Genomic DNA, 17,991 nt, shown 5'->3' with positions numbered 1-17,991 from the left:
GTCCGCTTCGAATGGCCGGAATCGATGCCGAAGATCGTGCCCGAGACTTCAATAAGAGCACTTCAGCCCACGCCCATCTCCGATTTAGCAGACCATTTATATAGGAAATGGCCCAGAGAAATGCCGGTGTTCACCCCCGTGCTTGCGATCAATTTCCCGGTTGATGCAACACCTCCAACAGTGCGGGATGCAGATCGGTGTTCCAGCCGGCACCGCCGGCGGCCATCCGGCGGGTGCGGAGCCACATCTCGGCGAGGTACGCGTCCCGGACCGGTCCGGGAGCCCCTGGTGCCAGGCCCAGTTCGGCGCCGTGCCGCAGCAGAGCGGCCCCGGCCCGGCCGGCCGCCTCGGCCGCGGACTGCCCGCCGACCACCAGCGCCGTGTTGAACGCCTGGTGCGCCAGGTCGAACCCGACCGGCACACCGGCCGCGCCGTGCTCGAGGTCCCACGCCACCAGGCGGGTGCCGTCGCGGCCGGTCAGCTCACCGAGATTCCACGGGACCCAGTCGCCGTGCCAGTCACCGAACTCGGCCTCGACGGCACCGGCCCGGCCGGCCAGGCCGTCCACCGCCGACCGGATGGCGGCGCCCTCCGGCCCGTCGACGGTCGCCGCCTCGGCCCGCAGCCGCTCGATGAACGGGGACGCGGCCAGCGGCCGGCGCTCGCCGGGTGTGCCGCCACGACGCGCGAACGCCAGCATCGCGGCCACCCGCGGCCGGTCCGGGTCGGCCAGCCGGCGGACCGCCGGGGGCAGCGGGGCGGTCACCCCGATCACCTGGTCGCCCCACTCCCCCTGGTAGCGGGGTTGCGGCAGGACCGGGTAGGCGCCGCCCGGATCGTCCGGCAGCGCGCGCAGCGCCGCGAACTCGGCGCGCACCAGGTCGCGGGTCGCCGGGTTCCAGCCGATCTTCGCGTAACCGGCCGGGCGGCCGTCGCCGCCGAACAGCTGGAGCGTGGGCTTGCGGTTGGGGTCGGGCGGACGCACCCCGATCGCCGCGATCAGGGACGGCTCGTCCAGCACCGCCCGCAGATGGCCGATCGGCGTGTGCGGCGCGCCCTCCGGCGGCGCCAGCACCGACAGCGTCGGGAAGGGCAGCGCCTCGACCGCGCCCGCCCGGGCGAACGCACCGATCACCGCGCGCACGGCCCGGGTCGCCGGTGGCCGCAGCGCGTTGTATGCCAGCATCGACCCGGCCGCGGCGTGCCGGTTGCCCAGCGGCACCAGGAACCGGGCCCGCTCCACAGAGGGCACGATCGCCCAGGACAGCACCCCGGGCCCGGCCGCGCGGCCGATCGTGACCCGCAGCCGCGGGTCGGCGAACAGCGCCCGGGTCACCCAGCCGAGACCGTCGGTGCGGGTGCGTGGGTCGCCGGCGTCCAGCGCCGGTTCCGCGGTGCGGCTCATCCGGCGCCTGCCCAGTCGAAGCTCATCCCGAGCCGGCGGGACAGGGCCTCGTTGTGCGGCCGGTAGTAGTCGACGAGTTCGGCCCGGACTTCCGGGTTCATCGGGGACGACTTGCGGTCGTTGTAGACCTCGTACCGGCCCAGGTCGTGCGGCGGCAGGCCGAGGAACCGGAGCACCTCGGCGTAGCTGCCGGCCGGGTCGCGGTAGAGCGTCTCGCTCGGCAAGAACAGCATCTGCTCCCGCGGGAACAGCCCGAGCCACGGTTCCAGGTGCTCGAGGTAGCGGCCGCGCGCCCGGTAGGTGTGCCAGTCGTACGGCTCGCTGAACAGGTCGGGGTCGGCGATCAGCCGGTCCCGCTCCCCCGCGGTGCGCTCCGCCTCGGCGGCCAGCGCCTCGGCGAAACCGAGCGGCTCCCTGCCCTCGGTGCGGCGCTCCTTCCAGTGCGAGTACGCGCGCTCGACCGGGTCGCGCAGCAGGGTGATGAGGCGGACCTGCGGCATGAGCTGGTGCACCCGGCCGGGCGCCAGCGGGTGGAACATGTAGAGCGGCGCGGCCTCGCCGGCCCGGGGCGGGGCGCCGTGCCGCCGTTCCAGGGCCTGCCGGCGCCGGTCGGTCGGGAAGTGCGAGCGGTACCACTGCTCGCCCCGGTGCCAGTTCTCCTCGAAGTAGTGCGAGGTCTTGGTGTTCCAGGCCGGAAAGAGCCGGGGCACGAGCGGATGCTGGACGAGGTAGTTCCACAGTGACGTGGTGCCGCCGCGCTTCGTCCCGATGACGAGGAAGTCGGGCAGCGACCGGCGATCGCTGGTCCGTTCGCCGTACCGCACCAGGCCCTGCTTCGCCCGCTCCCGCCAGGCGTGCGGCGCGAACTGGTTGGCCCGGTCCCGTAGTGTCGTCACGCGACTTCCCCCTGATTGTCCGGGGCCGGGGTGACCGGCCCGCCAGCTTGCTGCGGCTGCGGCCGCACCAGGGCGACCTGCCTGCGGATCAGATCGCGGACGCCGCGCCTGGTCAGCGCCACGGCGACGGCCGCGGCCAGCAGGCCCAGCGCGAGGAACAGCCCGGCCGTGCCCCGCCCGGCGAGCAGGATCGCGATCGCCCCGGCCAGGCCCACACCGGCGGCGGTGACAGCGGCGGTGCGCACCGCCGCGCCGCTGAGCACCGCGGCGCCGATGACCCGGCGGGCGGCCACGGCGGCCAGCACGTTCTCGACCACGATGCCGGTCGCCCAGGCCGCCGCGGCGCCGGTCACCCCGCCGGCCGGGATCCACCAGAAGCCGGCCGCCAGCGTGCAGCACAACCCGGCGGTGGTGGCCAGCAGGTGCGCACGGCTGCGGCCGCTCATCAGCAGCACCGTCTGCACGGTGCCGAGCCCGACGTTGACCAGCATGGCCACGGCCAGCACGGTCATCGCGGCGGTGCCGGCGACGAACTCGCCGCCGAACAGGCCGAGGAACGCCGGCGCGAACAGGCCGAGCAGCAGATAGACCGGCCAGGACAGGGCGATCGCGAGCACCGTGGTCTGGCGGTGGACCGCGGCCGCCTCGGCGGCCCGGCCGGCGCCGAGCAACCGGGACAGCTGCGGCGCGATCGCGACCCGCAGCCCCTGCAGGGCGAGCTGGCCGGCCAGCACATATCGGCCGACGCCGCCGAAGACCCCCGCGTCGGCCTGGGTGGCCAGGGCCGCGGTCAGCAGGACGCCGACCCACATGCTGCCCTGGTCGATCGCGGCCGAGCCGGCCCGCGGCAGGGCGTACGACCAGAACGCCGGCCAGTCGCCGGCGGCCGGGCGCAGCGCACCGCCGGCCGCGAGGCCGAGTGGCCGGCGGAGCAGGAACAGGCAGACGACGATCGCCAGCAGCACCGGCAGCACCCAGCCGGCCATCGCCAGCACCACGCCGCCGGCGGTCAGCGCCACCGCGCCGACCAGTACCGGCCGCCCGATCGGCAGCAGCGCGAACTGGACCGCGGCGTACGACCCGATCGGCCGGGTGGCGCGGACCGCGGCGAGCAGGATCGTCATCACCACCACGGCGGGCACGGCCACCGTCGCCACGGTCACCAGCCGGGTGCCGTCGCCGGCCTCGGGCAGCAGCACCCGGGCCAGGTCGTCCGCGACCGTCCACCCGGTGACGGCCGCGACCAGGGCGGCCGTCAGCGCCGGGGCGAGCGCGACGGTGAGCAGTCCGGCCGGGCGGGAAGGCCGCCGGGGCAGCGCCCACACCAGCCCGGTGTCGGCGCCCAGGCAGCAGACCGCACCGGCGACGGTGAGCAGGCCGATGGCCGTGAAGATGGCACCCGAGCCGGCCGGGCCGAAACCGCGGGCCACCACGACCGCCAGCAGGAAGCCGAACAGGCCGCTCACCGCGGCGCCGGCCAGGCCGATCAGCCCGCTGCGGGCGCTCTGCCGCCGCTCGGCGACGCCGGCGCTCATCGGGCCGCTCCGGCCGGCACCCGCGCGGGCACCGGCAGCGCCGCCGGGCGCCGGACCGGGCCGTCGACCGCCGCCATGGCGAGGCCGGCCGCGTACCAGAGCACGGAAAGGTTGTGGAAGGTCAGGCCGTAGAACGGCACCTGCACGGCGGCGATCACCGGCACGGTGGCCAGCCACTGCCCGGCCGGCGAGACGGCGCGGCCGGAACGGCGGGCCACCACCAGGAACCAGCCGAGGAACACCACCAGCGCCGGAATCCCGTGCGAGACCAGCACCTGCCAGAACTGTCCCTGGGTGCCGACCGGCGCGGCGGCCGTGGTGGTGTCCAGGTCGACCGGACCGCCGTAACCGAGCAGCGGCGCCTCCCGCGCCAGCAGCAGCGCCTGCTGGTAGAGGCCGAGCCGGTCGACGGTGGTGTCGCTGCTGCTGGTGCGGTCGGCGATCAGCCGGCCGACCGGGATGACCACGGTGGTGAGCCCGACCAGCGCGGCACCGGCGACCAGCGCGGCCAGGACCTTGAACTGCCGGCGGACCACCCCGCGCAGGGCCAGGACGGCCAGGCCCGCGCCGAGGCTGACGAACATGCCGCGGTTGAGGGTGAGGAACGCCGGCGGCAGCGACAGCACCAGGGAGGCGAGCAGCACCGGCCGCAGCCGCCCGGCGCGCACCGAGAAGAGGTACGCGGCGACGCACGGCACCAGCAGGGCCCAGGTGCTGCCCCAGGTGTTCGTGTACGCGAACGGCGCGGCCGGACGGTAGACCGGGGTGAGCGAACGGTCGTTGAACTCGGCGGTGCGCAGGTGCACCAGGTCGTTGATGAAGGAACTGGAGGTCAGGCCGCCGGGCAGCACGACCTCGAGCGGGCTGACCGCGCTCAGCCGGGGTGCGACCACACCGAACCAGCCGAGTGCCACGATGCCCAGCCAGAACAGGCAGAGCGGCCGGAAGACCCGCTCCCAGGACTGGCCCTCGCGCAGCGCGGTGTAGACGTACAGGCCGATCAGGAACGCGGTCAGGTAGAACGCCAGCCGCAGCACCGCGACCAGCGCCTCGCCGCCACCGCCGAGCCGGCTGAAGGACAGCGTCACCAGGGCGCAGAAGACCAGCCAGAGACCGGTGCCCGCGGGCAGTTGCGTCCGGCCGTCGCGGGCCAGCAGCAGCACCGCCAGCACCAGCCCGAGCAGCGGCCAGCCGAGGTAGAACCCGCCGGTGAGCCAGAGCAGCGGCGTGCCGCCGAAGGCCAGCGCCAGCGGCCACCAGGGCAGGGCGGCCGGGCCGAGCGCCGGTCGGTCAGTCATGCCCGCTCACCAGCACCACGCCGAGCACCCGGGCTCCGGTCAGGCGCAGCACGTCGGCCAGCCGGCTCAGCTCCGGCACCCGGGTCTGGTCGCGGCGGACGACCAGCACCGCGGCGGCCTCGAGCGCGGCGCGCACCCCCCGGTCGTCGGTCTGGGCGGCGCCGGCCCGGACCACGGTGATCATCGTCTCGTCCGGCTCCGGCGGCGGGTCCAGCCAGATCCGTCCGGCCCCGGCCGGCAGCGAACGGGCCCGCGAGGGTTTCTCCGGAGCGGGCTTCTTCGGGCGCCCCACGACGATCGGGACCGGGCCGGTGCTGCGTATCTCCTGTGTCTGGTCGAGGTCGGCGACCTCCGGCGGACCACCCGCGGGCACCAACCCGTCGGGTACCGGCCCCGCCTCGGCGGACAACTCCTCCCAGCGCACCGTGTTGCCCAGCTCGGCGAGGGACCGGGCCAGCTCGACCGCCACGTGGCCGGTGCGGTCGCCGGTGCGCAGGCCGAACACCACCAGGCGGCGGTGCGGCACCGGGCCGAGCTGACCGACCAGGGCCAGGGCCAGGTAGCGCACGTCGGCCTCGTGCCGTTCGCGGTCCGGCCGGAACCGGGGGACGTGCAACTCGGCGAGCACCGGCAGCCGGGTCGCGGCCACGGCGTCCACACCGGACCGGACCCGCCGGTCCAGCGCCTCCCGGCCGAACGCCGCCACCGCGCCGAACAACGCGCCGCCGAGCAGCGCGGTGGCCGCGAGGATCGGGCCCATGTCGTGGCTGGAGCTGACCGGCGGCGCCGCCACCCGGGTGACGGTGCCGGGCGTGACGTCGACCGCGGCGGCCACGGCCCGCCGGGTGGTCAGCTCGCCCAGCCGGTCGTCCAGGCCGCGGAGCCGGTCGAGCTGCGCGCTGACCGCGGCCGAGTTGCCGCCGCTCGCGGGCAGCTTGGTGGGCAGGCCGCGGCGGATCGCGTCGCGCTCCGCGGCCAGCGTCTTGAGGCTGGCGTCGTAGGACGCCACGATGGCATCGCGCTGCCGCTGGTGGATGTCCTTGCGGAGGGTGAGGTACGCGGTGGCGGCGGCGTTCGCACCGGCGACCGCGTCGCCGGAATCCGGTGCCAGGTAACGGAACCGCAGCACCTGCGAGCCGACCGGCAGTTCCACGGTGAGCCCGGCCCGGGCGTCGGTGGCGCTCTGCCCGGTCGCGCCGGCCACCGCGGCGACCACGTCGGTGCCGGTGGCCAGCCCGTTCTCCACCGTCATGTTGACCACCCGGTCGGCGCCCGGGCCGGGATAGCTGAACGGTTCGGTGACGACCGGCCGCACCGCCACCACGGCGGTGGCCTCGTAACTGGCCGGGAGCAGCAGGTAGCCGACACCGGCCAGGAGCCCGAGCAGCGCCCCGGCCAGCGGGAACGGCCAGCGCCGGAACGGGATCCGGAGCATGTCGGCGAGCGTCACGGTGCGTCCGCCCGTGACGTCGGTGCCGTCCATGCCGGCGGTGCGGTCAGTCATCGAACCTCTTGACGATCTGTTGCGGATTGCCGATCACCACGACCCGCTCCGGTACGTCGGAGCGGACCACGGTGGCCGCGCCGACGACCGAGTCGCGGCCGATGGTGACGCCCTTGAGGACCAGCGCACCGGCCCCGATCCAGACGTTGTCGCCGACCGTGATCGGGGCGCGGGTGCTGGGGCCGGGCGGCTCGTGCCGCCGGGCCGGGTCGAGATTGTGGAACGTGTTGTCGACCATCTCGCAGTCGGAGAGCAGGCTGCCGGCGCCGATCGTCACGCTGGTCCAGCAGCCGATCCACGATCCGTTGAGCAGGCTGCCCGGGCCGACCCGCACGTGACCGGGCCCGGCGAACCGGACCAGCTTGTTGAGCCGGCACCGGTCGCCGATCACCACGGTCACGCCGCGGCGCAGCCGGATCCGGCCGCGGATCTCCACGTCCCGGCCGAGCGTGAGCCGCGGGTACCGCAGGCGGTACCAGGCCCGCTTGATCCGGAAGACCTCGCGGACGACCGCCCCCGCCGGGCCGGACGGAATCGTCCGGCCCGGTGCCGGCACCGCGGGAGTCCCGGGAACCGTCGTCTCGGTCACGCGGCGAGCCCTCTCTGTCGGTGGATCAGGAACCGGCGAAGAACAGCGTGCGACTGGTCCAGGACGGACCGGCGTCGAGCTGGGCCACGTTCGCCCCGTCGACCGCGACTCCGGCCGCCGCTGTGGCGTCGAACGGGACAGTGCGCAGGGCGCCGTCCGCCGACCCGTACACCAGCGCGCCGTTCACCCAGGTCATGCCGCGCACCGCGGACCAGGTCATCCCGGTGGTGGGCAGGCTGAACTCGGTGGCGCCGACGATGTAGCCGTCCGGCTCGAAGTAGCGGTAGTACAGGCCGCTGCCGGTGGACCGGGTGTAGTACAGCCGCCCGTTCAGATAGAACGCGCCGGTCAGCACCGACGTGCTGAACCAGTCGTTGTAGCCGACGTGCCACGGCGCGCCGATGGCACCGTTGCCGGCGACGCTGGAGATGCCGAACTCGCCGGCGACGTCCCAGTAGAGCTTGTCGCCGGCCCGGGTGGCGACCCCGGTGCCGGTGAAGTTGGGCTGGGCCGTCACGGTCGCCGCGCCGAGGGCACCGTCGGCGATGGCGGTCCGGGTGAGCTCGCCGGCCGTGCCGCCGGAGTAGAGGTAGCCGGACGGCTCGGCCGGCGGCCGGACCACCGGGATGGTGCGCCCGCCGGACATCGGGAACATGGCGAACCGGCCGTGGTACTCGTTGCCGAGGCCGTCCGAGTTCTGTCCGATGTAGATGCCGTCGGACCCCCGCCAGATGACCGGGACCGCGGAGCCCCAGGCGGTGGTGCCGGCCGGCGCACCGCTGCGGCGCGGGTTCCAGTTGATCGGCAGGCCGTTGTTCGGGTCGGCGGCGGCCACGCCGAGCCGGTCGACCGCGCCCGGACCGGCGGCGTCGCTGCGGTTGGGGTTGTTCAGCCAGCGGAAGTGCCCGCCCGTGTAGATCACCTCGTCGGCCGCCTCGACCGACGTGATCGTGTCGTTGCCGGTGAAGTCGGTCCAGGTGGCGCTGAGCCCGGTGCCGCGGGTGCCGGTCTCGAAACGGACCAGCGCGTCGCAGTACGCCGTGGGCCAGCCACCGCCGCCGTTGCTGCCGACGATGAAGTAGCTGCCGTCGTCGGAGAAGTCGACGTCCTGCACGTAGTGGGTGAACGTGTTCGGCGAGGCACACGGCGAGACGTACCGCGAGGTCTGCCAGTCGGCGAGGGTTGCGGCGCCGTCTCCGGCCACGTCGATCACCGCGATCTGGTTGCGGGACACGCCGTCCACCAGGGTGAAGTTGCCACCGACGACGAGCGTGCGGCCGTCCGGCGCGACGTCGAGCGTCCACACGTACGGCGCCACGTTGTTGCGGCCGGCGGTGGCGTGCATGACGAACCCGGAGTCGATCGCCCCGGTGGCCGCGCTCACCCGGGCCAGGCCGCGCCGCTCCACGCCGTTGAGCCAGTTGAAGGCGCCGCCGACGTAGAGGTGACCGTCGGAGATCTTGAGCGTGCGCACCACGCCGCCGTCCGACCGCCCGGTCCAGGAGCCGACGGTCGCGCCGGTGGCCGGGTTGAGGGCGACCAGGTTGCGCCGTTCCGCGCCGTTGACGTTGCGGAATCCGCCGCCGACGATCAGCTGGCCGGCGGCGTTTACCGCGAGCGCGTTGACCGCGCCGTCCAGGGTGGGCGCGAAGGTGCTGCTGACCGCGCCGGTGAGGCGGTCGTAGGCGAACAGGTAGGGCCGGCCGGCCCAGGTGCCGTCGGCGCCGGTGCGGATCTGCGTGAAGGTGCCTCCGACGTAGACGGTGTTGCCCACTTCGGCGAACGCCCGCACCTCACCGTCGCGGGCGTGCGGGGTGAGGTCGCTGGGGTCCGCCGAGGCCACCCGGCCGACGGTGGGCTCCGGGATGAAGGCGGCTCGGGCCACACCGGGCACGCAGAGCAGCACGACTGCCGTGAAGACTCCGGCGGACAGGGCTCGCGCCCCGCGCCGTAACCATTTCATATCGATGCCGAACAATGGTTATTCGCCTCTCCCGCGCGGGGAACGTAGATTTAAATTCAGGTTTGGCCGATGCCGGGCCGGGCATCCGCGCGGGCGTTGTCCCCACACCGACACACGGGGCCGTCCGGCAGTCCGCGGTCAGGATATCGATGGACGGCTACCGGCGCCACCGGCCCCCGTCGCGTGTTGTTTCCGCGCCGTTAACCCTGTCCCGTCGCAGCGTGCGGACTGTCCACATCGGCAACTGACTTCCACCGAACGGCCATACGACTCGACGCCCGCAAGGTGTTACAGACGTCCAGCATGGAGCCCCGGCGAGATCTGGATCACCCCGTACCAATGTCCGAATTGGACTTTAAGGCATTATTAAGCGGACTCCGGCCACCGGATGTCGGCGCCAATCCCGGCGCGGTTAAATCCGGACACCGGTGACTGTCGTCGATTGGACAGTCGCCCGGCGGTGTGACCGAAGTCAATGCCGGGCCCGGGTGACGACGAGACCGGTCGCCACGGTCACCGCGGCCAGCATCACCGCGTTGCGCACCGTGGCCGGGTATCCGATCGCGGGGACGTCGAGGAAGGAGTAAAGATACTCGGTGCCGCGCAGCAGGATCGCGGCGAGGTAGCCCAGCGGATAAACCGGCAGCAGAAGCAGCAGCCGCCCGCGGTGGCGCAGCACCGGCCGGTCCCGCCACCACGCGGCCAGCGCGAGCGGCGGCGCGACCACGTGCAGCAGCAGATTGCCCAGGTCCGACACGGTGCCGCGAGCCGCCGGGTCGCCGGCCATCGAGTAGGGGTTCCACGGGTTGGCCAGCACCAGCACGAACACCAGCCCGGCCACCACCAGATAGACCACCAGCGCGGTCCGCACCGGCCCGGCCCACGCCGCCCGGAACGGCGCCAGCAGCAGATACCCCGCACAGACCTGAATCGTGAAGTACCAGCAGAGCCCGCCCGCGTCGGGCGCCGCCACAAAGGCGAGCACCAGCCCCGCGGCGACCACACCCGCGGCGGCTTTACCGAGCATGGCGTCATTAAAGCCGAGTGCCGGTTGCCGCGTTGGGTCACCATGGCCGCATGGATGTCGTGGAGTTGCGTATTCGGCCGCCGCGGCACCGGGTGGATCGTCGGTTCATTCTCTGGCGTACGGTGCAGACGCTGTTCTGGGGCATCGGTGTGCTCGGTGTGCTCGGTGCGGTCTACGGGTTCGTCGAGGTCACCCGGCCCTGGCTCGGGCCGGTGCTGGTCGTGGCCGGGGTGCTCTACGCGGTCAACCTCGCGGTCATGCCGACCTGGCGTTACCTGGTGCACCGCTGGGAGGCCACCGACGACGCGGTGTACTCGCTGGAGGGCTGGCTCACCCGGAAATGGCAGATCGTCCCGATCTCCCGGATCCAGAGCATCGACACCGAGCGCGGGCTGCTCCAGCAGGCGCTCGGGCTGGCCACCATCACGGTCACCACGGCGTCCTCGGAGGGCAAGATCACCATCGAGGGGCTGGACGCGCGGGTGGCCGCGGACACCGTGGACCGCCTGCGCCAGGTCACCGCGGCCGACCCCGGTGACGCCACGTGACCAGCGCCGAGGTTCCGTGGCGGCGGCTCAGCGTCCGCACCTTCTATCTGGCGCTGCTGCGGGCGCTCGTCGCGATGGTGCCGGGCTACCTGGGCCTGGTGGTGCTCAACGACGGCAGCCCGGTGTGGGTGCTGGTGGCCGGCTCGTTCTTCGGGCTGCTCGGCTCGCTCGGCGACCTGGTGCGCTGGCAGACCACCCGCTACCGGGTCACCCCGGACCGGGTCGAGATGCGCACCGGCTGGCTGGCCCGCAAGCACCGCACCGTGGGGCGCGACCGGATCCGCAGCGTGGACAGCACGGCGCGCGGCCTGTCCCGGCTGCTCGGCCTGCGCACGGTGCACATCGGATCCGGCGAGGCGCAGTCGTCGTTCCAGCTCAATGCCTTGGACACCGGGCACGCCGAACGGCTCCAGCAGGAACTCATGCACGGCACCACCCGCACCGCCGGCGAAACCGGGACCGAGGCGGACAGCGAGCACGCCGAGCCGGAGACTGTGATCGCGCGGCTGCGCCGGGACTGGATTCCGCTGAACGTGATCACCGTGTGGGCGCCGCTGGTGGTGGCCGGCCCGGTCGTCGGCGCCTACTGGTTCCTGCGCCCGTTCGGGGTCGACCTGCTGGATTACGGGCGCGGGCTGGTCGACTGGTCGCCGCTGATCGTGGTCGTCGCCGTCCTGGTCGCGTACCCGATCGGCATTGCCCTCAAAGCCGGCACCTTCCTGCTGGAATGGTGGAACTTCCAGCTGGTGCGCGTGGGCACGCCACCGGCCACCGCGCTGGTCACCAGGCGCGGCCTGATCAACACCCAGACGGTGAGCCGCGACGACGAGCGGATGCGCGGCATCGCGTTCGCCGAACCGCTGTGGTGGCGCTGGCTGCACCTCACCGAGACCAAGGTGATCACGACCGGCCTGGGTACCAGCGGCCAGAGCCCGACCAGCACGGTGCTCCCCCGGATCAGGATGGCCGAGGCCCGCGACCTGGCCGCGCGGATCCTGCCGGACGGCCACCGCCCGCTGGAGGCACCGCTGCGCAGTCATCCCCGCGGCGCCCTGGTGCGGCGACTCGGCTGGGCGCTCTGGTGGCCGGCCCTGCTGGCCGGCGCGCTGCTGCTGTTCGCGGTCAGCGGCGCCCTGCCGTACTGGGCGGTGCCACTGCCGTTCGCCCTGCTGCCGCTGGGGTTGCCGCTGGCCGTCGCCGCCTACCGCGCGCTCGGGCACGCCAGCACCGGCCCGTACCTGGTGGTCCGGCGCGGCCCGCTGACACGCACCACGGTCGCGCTCCAGGACCGCGCGGTGATCGGCTGGACGTTCCAGCAGTCCCTGTTCCAGCGCCGCGGCAACCGGATCGACGTCGGCATCGCCACCGCCGCGGGCGAGCGCGCCTATCACGCGTACGACATGGGTGTTGACCAGGCCTTGACGTTCGCGCTGAGCGCGACCCCCGACCTGGCCGCCCAGTTCCTCGAACCCGCGGAGACGCGCTAGCGTCGCATCCGCCCCGGCCAACCGACAGATACCGCCGAACGCTCGCCCGGCGCGCGCCAGATCAGGCGGGGAGTTCGGCCGTGCGGGATCGCGCGTACACCTCGACCAGGCGGGACAGGAACAGCTCCGGTGGATACGCCGCGGTGGCGGCCAGGCCCGCGTCGATCACCTCGGCGCGCAAGGTGGCATCGGTCAGCATGCGGTGCAGGGCGGCGGCGAAGGCCGCCGGCTCCGGTGGGCAGGTGGGGCGGGGCGGGCCGCCGCCGGGACGCTCGGCCAGCTGCGGGTCGGCGGCCACCACCGGCAGGCCGGTTGCCTCGGCCTCGGCCAGCACCAGGCTCTGGGTGTCGGTCGTGGAGGAGAACGCCAGCACGTCCGCCGCCCGGTAGTAGGCGGTCACCTCGCCCGGCGGGACCGGGGGCAGCATCTCCACGGAAGCTGCGAGGTCGAGTTCGGCTATGCGGCGGCACAGGGCGGCCCGGGCCTGACGGACCCCGAGCATGACCAGGCGGGCGTCCGGCACCGTGCGGCGCAGGTGGGTGAAGGCCTGGAGCAGCAACTCCGGGTTCTTCTCGGCGGAGGCCCGGCCCACCGACAGCACCACGGCACCGGGCCGTTTGAGCCGGGCGAGCGGGACGGTAACGACCGGCAGGACCGGGGTGGGCAGGACGCACACCGGCGGCAGCGGGGCGAAGTCGGCGAACCCCGCGGCGGTCTTGGGCGACGGGGCGATCGCCACCGCCAGCCGGGCGAACATGGCCTGGCCCAGCGCCGCCAGGCGGTGCCGCCGGACCGCGCCGGGGCGGGTCAGTTCCAGGAACTCGGCGGCGGACCAGCCCAGCCGCAGTTGCCGCGCGCACCAGGCGGCGCCGGTGGGGATCTCCGGGAAGTGATCCGCGTAGGCGAGCAGGTCGGTGTGCCAGGTCATCACCAGTGGCACCCGCCAGCGTTCGGCCAGGCGGAAGCCGGTCATGCCGATCGGGCCCACGGTGTGCGCGTGGATCACGTCGGGTGGGCCGGTCAACGGCGGGCCGGTCAGGGGTGGGCGCGGGGACGGCAGGGCGACGCGGACCTGACGGCGCGGGACCGGGATCGAGCGCACCCGGCCGGCCTCGGCGGAACGGGTGAGCAGCGGGCCGGGGTGTACCAGGTCGACCTCGTGGCCGGCAGCCCGCAGCAACGAGACGGTCAGGGCCGCCGAGCGGGACACGCCGTCGGGGCGGCCCTCGTGGCTGTCGCAGAAGTGGGCGATCCGCATCAGAGGTGGTCCGCGACGGCCTGCCGGGTCGCGTCCCGCAGCGACGGCACGTCGCCGTACGCGGCGGGGTCGAGCGGCGGCAGCACCGTGACCCGGACATCGACGTGTTCCCGGAGGACCAGGCCGTGTTTGGGCAGCGCCCGCCCGGTCCCGGTCACCACGATCGGATAGACCGGCACGTGGTGGCGTACGGCCAGATCGAAGGCACCGTCCTTGAACGCCTGCAGCGAGCCGTCGGCGCTGCGGCGGCCCTCCGGGAAGATCAGCACGGGTGAGCCGGCCGCCAGCAGGCGGTCGCAGTGCTCCATCATCCGGCGGACCGAGGCGCCGCTGCCGCGGACCAGGGGCACGTAGTCGTTGAGCCGCATGTTCCAGCCGATCACCGGGACCTTGAAGATCTCCTGCTTGGACACCCACTTGTAGGGGCGGAACAGGCCGAACAGCACCAGGATGTCGATCAGCGAGGCGTGGTTGGCGACCAGAACCGCGGGGCCGTGCCAGGGCAGCCGCTCGCGGCCGGTGATCCGCAGGCGCCACAGCGGGTTGACGTGGACGTAGAAGACCGCCCACGCCGACGAGTACAGGTGCAGCGCGACCCGGCGCCGGTCGAACGGCAGCGTCACCAGCCAGACGACCACGGCGCCGAAGAAGAAGACCGGACACGTGAGCCCGATGAAAGCCCAGTACACCACCGAGAACACGCGACGCATGGGCGCATCGTAGGGCTTCATCGCATCGCCGCACTTAACGCCAGGCGTACGGCCTCGGTCAAATCAGCCTTTGACTGCGCAGTTCCCGGCGGTGGCGCGGTGAGCGCGCCGGCACCGATGAGACGATCAAAGACCAAGCCGTCCAGGTACGCGACCAGGTAGTCGCCCCGTCGTGCGGCGTCGGCGGCACCGGCCGCCGCCAGCATCTGCCGCGCCGCGGCCCGGGACGCCGCGCCGTGCGCCAGGATCGTCCGCAGCTCGGGCCGGTAGGTGGCCTCCAACAGGCACGCGTACCGGGCCAGCGTCCGGGTGCGCCCCTCGCTCAGCTGGTGGTCGAGCATCGCCGCGATCCCAGCCGCGAGCCCGTCGAGGTCATCCGCCGGCGCCGGTGGGGCCGGCTCGCCGTCCAGGTCGGCCAGGCGGTCCACCACCGCTTCGATCAGGGCCTGCCGGGTTCGCAGGTACGCCGAGGTGGTGCCGGCCGGCATCGCGGCGCGCGCGTCGACGGCCCGGTGGGTGAGGCCGCGCGCGCCCTCCTCGGCGAGCAGCCCGATCGCGGCGTCGGCCAGGGCGGCGATCCTCGCGGTGCGGTCGCGCACTCGACCCCCTTCTTCTACATCTGTAGAATACGTGCATGGCTACCGCAATCATCGTCGGTGCCGGCATCGGTGGGCTGACCGCCGCGCTGGCGCTGGTCCGCACCGGCTGGCAGGTCACCGTCCGGGAACAGGCACCGGCGCTGCGCGGGTCCGGCGCCGGCCTCACCCTGATGGCGAACGCGATGCGCGCCCTCGACACACTCGGCGTCGGCGACGCGGTCCGGGCCGCCGGCGCCGAGGCGTCCTCCGGCGGCATCCGCACCGACCGCGGTCGCTGGCTGTCCCGGCTCGACGTCGCCGACGGCACGCACGGCATCCACCGGGCCGCCCTGCACCGCATCCTGGCCGCGGCGCTGCCCGCGGGCGTGGTCCGGACCGGTTGCCGCGTCGACGATCCGCGCGACCTGGACGCGGATCTGGTGGTCGGCGCCGACGGCATCAACAGCGTGGTCCGGGCGACGTTCTGGCCCGGCACTCCCGCACCGGCGTACAGCGGCAGCACCGCGTGGCGCGCGGTCACCGACTTTCCCGGCCCGGTGCCGGCCACGATCACCTGGGGCCGGGGCACCGAGTTCGGCACGGTCCCGATCGGCGCCGGGCAGGTTTACTGGTACGCCGCGATCACCGCACCCCCGGACGCGCGGTTGCCGCTCCCGCCCGCCCTGCGCGGCTGGCACGCGCCCATCCCCGACCTGCTGGCCGCCACCGCGCCGGAGCGGATTCTGGCCGGCGACATCTGGTATCTGCCGTCCCCGCCGCCGTCGTACGTGGCCGGTAGGGTGGCGCTGCTGGGAGACGCGGCGCACGCCATGACGCCCAACCTGGGTCAGGGCGCCGGTCAGGCCGTCGAGGACGCGGTCGTGCTGGCGCACGCCCTCGGGACGCCGGACGGGCTGGCCACCTACGACCGGCTGCGGCATCCGCGCACCACGCAGGTCCCGCGCGGCCCGTCAGGTCGGCCGCGTCGGGCAGCAGTTGCGCAACCCGGTCGCGGTCGCTCTGCGCAACGCGGCGATCCGCCTCACGCCGGCGCGGGTGTCGATCCGCTCGATGGCCCGCTGGTCGGACTGGCAGCCGCCCGGGCCGCACCCGAGCGGTTGAGCCCGAGGTTGGGGTTGACCCGGTGGCGTCGGGGCAGGGACGCCACCGGGTCGCGCGCCGAATGTTCAGGCGCGGATCGCCGCCACAGCCCTGGCGGCGAGCACGGGCACGTCGGCGCCGAGCGACGTGAGGTCGACCGGCGCGTCGGTGCGGTTGAGGAGGAAGCGTATGCCGTCACGTACCGTCAGCTCGACCCTGCCCCGCAAATCAGGGGGAAGCTCACTCCGCACGGCGGCCCGATCCAGGAACTCGCCGAGCACCGCGGCTATACCGGCCGGACCCAGCCGGGTCGACACGTAACCGGCCGAACCGGCACCCGCCGGGTGTCGCGTCACGGCCGGGCGGCCGGCCATCTCGCCGGTCTTGTACGAGGCCAGCACCTCGGTGGCCGGGGACGTCAGGTCGATCCGGTCGGTCCACAGCGTGCCGGTGGTGCCGTTGTCGAGTGCGGCGCTCTCGTCGTCGAGCAGCGGCGCGAACTCCTCGATCCGCAGGCCCAGCAGTTCCCGCAGCGCGCCCGGGTAGCCACCCAGCCAGACGTGGTCGTTCTCGTCGACGATCCCGCTGAAGTAGGTGGTGACCAGGTGACCACCATTGTGCACGTACGAGGTCAGCCGCTCGGCCAGCGCGGCGGGCACGACGTGCAGGATCGGCGCGGCGACGAACGCGTACTCCGCCAGCGGGGCCGACGCCGGCACCACGTCCACCCGGACGCCCAGGTCCAGGAACGCCGAGTACCAGTCGAGCGCCTCCTGCTGGTAGCGCAGCCGGTCGGTGGGGTGCGAGTCCTGCTCGGCCGCCCACCACGACTCCCAGTCGAAGACGATCGCGGCCCGGGCCCGGGTGCGGTGCGTGCCGGCCACGAAAGCGAGGTCGCGCAGCCGCTCGCCGAGCGAGACCACGGCCCGGAACAGCGCGCTGCCGGTCCCGGCGTGCGGCAGCATCGCCGAGTGGTATTTCTCGGCGCCCGCCCGCGACTGCCGCCACTGGAAGAAGCACACCGCGTCGGCTCCGTGCGCCACGTGGGTGAGCGAGTCCCGGGCCAGCTCGCCGGGGCGCTTCGGGACGTTGACCGGCTGCCAGTTCACGGCGCTGGTGGAGTGCTCCATCAGGAACCAGGGCGCGCCGCCGGCCAGGTTGCCGACCCGGTTGGCCGCGAACGACAGCTCGTCGCGGCTCCGCGGGCCGGGGTGCGTGTAGTGGTCGTTGGCCACGAAGTCGACCTCGGCGGCCCAGTCGGCGTAGTTCATGCCCTTCGTCTCGCCGACGACCATGAAGTTGGTGGTGACCGGCACCTCGGGGGTCAGCTCGCGCAGCAGTTCCCGTTCGGCGATGAGGTGGTCCTTGAGCACGTCCGACGAGAAGCGCTTGAAGTCGAGCTGCTGGGTCGGGTTGGGGTGGGTGGCGGCCAGCCGGGGCGGCAGGATCTGCTCCCACGCCGTGTAGTGCTGCGACCAGAACGCGGTGCCCCAGGCGTGGTTGAGGGCGTCCAGCGTCGCGTACCGGGAGCGCAGCCAGTCCCGGAACGCGACGGCGGCGTCGTCCGAGAAGTCGTAGAGGTTGTGACAGCCCAGTTCGTTGTTGACGTGCCAGGCCGCCAGCGCGGGGTGGTTCGCGTAGTGCGTGCCCAACTCGCGGACCAGGCGCAGCGCGTACCGCCGAAAGATCTTGGAGGTTGGGCGCCAGTGCTGCCGGCCACCCGGCCAGACCGTGCGCCCCTGCTGGTCGATCGGCAGCACCTCGGGGTGTGCGGCGGTCAGCCACGGCGGCGGCGAGGCGGTCGCGGTGGCCAGGTCGACCAGGATCCCGTTGGCGTGCAACAGATCCATCGCCTCGTCGAGCCAGCCGAAGTCGAACTCGCCGTCGGCCGGTTCGAGCCGCGCCCAGGAGAAGATGCCGAGCGAGACGATGGTGACGCCGGCCTCGCGCATGGCGCGCACGTCGTCGTCCCAGACCTCGCGCGGCCACTGCTCGGGGTTGTAGTCGGCGCCGTACTCGAGGCGGGGCGCGCCGGTGCGGCGCAGCCAGCGGGGGGAACTCACACAAACTCCTTGCCTGGCAGGGGGCCCGC

Annotated in this window: 14 protein-coding genes and 1 pseudogene; 3 read left to right on the top strand and 12 right to left on the bottom strand. The window is 73.5% G+C overall.

The window, feature by feature from the left end; all coding sequences use genetic code 11:
* Window positions 1-148: 148 nt before the first annotated feature.
* The 8 genes from Ari01nite_RS30090 to Ari01nite_RS30055 all read right to left on the bottom strand — a co-directional run bounded on the left by Ari01nite_RS30090 (window position 149) and on the right by Ari01nite_RS30055 (window position 10,217).
* Window positions 149-1,405 carry a hypothetical protein gene (locus Ari01nite_RS30090; RefSeq protein WP_203785581.1) on the bottom strand — a complete coding sequence of 419 codons (1,257 nt, stop codon included), beginning with the start codon at window positions 1,403-1,405 and terminating at the stop codon, window positions 149-151.
* Window positions 1,402-2,301, bottom strand: a complete 900-nt coding sequence (locus Ari01nite_RS30085; RefSeq protein WP_203785580.1) for a sulfotransferase domain-containing protein — start codon at window positions 2,299-2,301, stop codon at window positions 1,402-1,404. The genes Ari01nite_RS30090 and Ari01nite_RS30085 overlap by 4 nt, the downstream gene beginning before the upstream one ends.
* A complete protein-coding gene (locus Ari01nite_RS30080; RefSeq protein WP_203785579.1) occupies window positions 2,298-3,836 on the bottom strand; it encodes a lipopolysaccharide biosynthesis protein in 1,539 nt (512 codons plus the stop codon). Before Ari01nite_RS30080 ends, Ari01nite_RS30085 begins: the two co-directional genes overlap by 4 nt.
* Window positions 3,833-5,134 carry an O-antigen ligase family protein gene (locus Ari01nite_RS30075; RefSeq protein WP_203785578.1) on the bottom strand — a complete coding sequence of 434 codons (1,302 nt, stop codon included), beginning with the start codon at window positions 5,132-5,134 and terminating at the stop codon, window positions 3,833-3,835. The genes Ari01nite_RS30080 and Ari01nite_RS30075 overlap by 4 nt, the downstream gene beginning before the upstream one ends.
* On the bottom strand, window positions 5,127-6,638 hold the full coding sequence (locus tag Ari01nite_RS30070) for a GumC domain-containing protein (protein WP_203785577.1): 1,512 nt from the start codon (window positions 6,636-6,638) through the stop codon (window positions 5,127-5,129). The genes Ari01nite_RS30075 and Ari01nite_RS30070 overlap by 8 nt, the downstream gene beginning before the upstream one ends.
* Entirely contained in the window at window positions 6,631-7,173 is a 543-nt protein-coding gene (locus Ari01nite_RS30065; RefSeq protein WP_239163152.1) for an acyltransferase, read from the bottom strand. Before Ari01nite_RS30065 ends, Ari01nite_RS30070 begins: the two co-directional genes overlap by 8 nt.
* Window positions 7,174-7,252: 79 nt before the next feature.
* The gene (locus Ari01nite_RS30060; RefSeq protein WP_203785576.1) at window positions 7,253-9,190 is read right to left on the bottom strand and encodes a delta-60 repeat domain-containing protein; all 1,938 of its coding nucleotides are present in this window, start codon (window positions 9,188-9,190) and stop codon (window positions 7,253-7,255) included.
* A gap of 472 nt (window positions 9,191-9,662) precedes the next feature.
* Complete coding sequence (locus tag Ari01nite_RS30055) at window positions 9,663-10,217, bottom strand: Pr6Pr family membrane protein (RefSeq protein WP_203785575.1); 555 nt, start codon at window positions 10,215-10,217, stop codon at window positions 9,663-9,665.
* Between the two features lie 50 nt (window positions 10,218-10,267).
* Between Ari01nite_RS30055 and Ari01nite_RS30050 the strand changes: the two genes are divergently transcribed.
* Entirely contained in the window at window positions 10,268-10,765 is a 498-nt protein-coding gene (locus Ari01nite_RS30050) for a PH domain-containing protein (protein ID WP_203785574.1), read from the top strand.
* The gene (locus Ari01nite_RS30045; protein WP_203785573.1) at window positions 10,762-12,252 is read left to right on the top strand and encodes a PH domain-containing protein; all 1,491 of its coding nucleotides are present in this window, start codon (window positions 10,762-10,764) and stop codon (window positions 12,250-12,252) included. The genes Ari01nite_RS30050 and Ari01nite_RS30045 overlap by 4 nt, the downstream gene beginning before the upstream one ends.
* Window positions 12,253-12,313: 61 nt before the next feature.
* On the opposite strand, the gene Ari01nite_RS30040 is transcribed toward Ari01nite_RS30045, so the two are convergent.
* From Ari01nite_RS30040 to Ari01nite_RS30030, 3 genes are read right to left on the bottom strand one after another with little or no spacing between them, the layout of a single operon-like run.
* A complete protein-coding gene (locus Ari01nite_RS30040) occupies window positions 12,314-13,510 on the bottom strand; it encodes a glycosyltransferase (RefSeq protein ID WP_203785572.1) in 1,197 nt (398 codons plus the stop codon).
* Window positions 13,510-14,220: a lysophospholipid acyltransferase family protein gene (locus Ari01nite_RS30035; RefSeq protein ID WP_203785571.1), complete on the bottom strand. Its 711-nt coding sequence runs from the start codon at window positions 14,218-14,220 to the stop codon at window positions 13,510-13,512. The genes Ari01nite_RS30040 and Ari01nite_RS30035 overlap by 1 nt, the downstream gene beginning before the upstream one ends.
* Before the next feature lie 17 nt (window positions 14,221-14,237).
* A complete protein-coding gene (locus Ari01nite_RS30030; RefSeq protein WP_239163146.1) occupies window positions 14,238-14,819 on the bottom strand; it encodes a TetR/AcrR family transcriptional regulator in 582 nt (193 codons plus the stop codon).
* 35 nt (window positions 14,820-14,854) lie between these two features.
* On the opposite strand from Ari01nite_RS30030, the pseudogene Ari01nite_RS30025 reads away from it, so the two are divergent.
* Window positions 14,855-15,697, top strand: a pseudogene (locus tag Ari01nite_RS30025) (FAD-dependent monooxygenase); the annotation flags it as partial.
* A 288-nt stretch (window positions 15,698-15,985) separates the two neighbouring features.
* Here Ari01nite_RS30025 and Ari01nite_RS30020 read toward each other — a convergent pair.
* A complete protein-coding gene (locus tag Ari01nite_RS30020; protein WP_203785570.1) occupies window positions 15,986-17,962 on the bottom strand; it encodes a beta-galactosidase in 1,977 nt (658 codons plus the stop codon).
* Window positions 17,963-17,991 lie beyond the last annotated feature (29 nt).

It is taken from the genome of Paractinoplanes rishiriensis (assembly GCF_016862375.1).
Lineage (GTDB): Bacteria > Actinomycetota > Actinomycetes > Mycobacteriales > Micromonosporaceae > Actinoplanes > Actinoplanes rishiriensis.
Note: the sequence above shows the minus strand (reverse complement) of the source record. Positions and strands in the feature narration are given on the sequence as shown.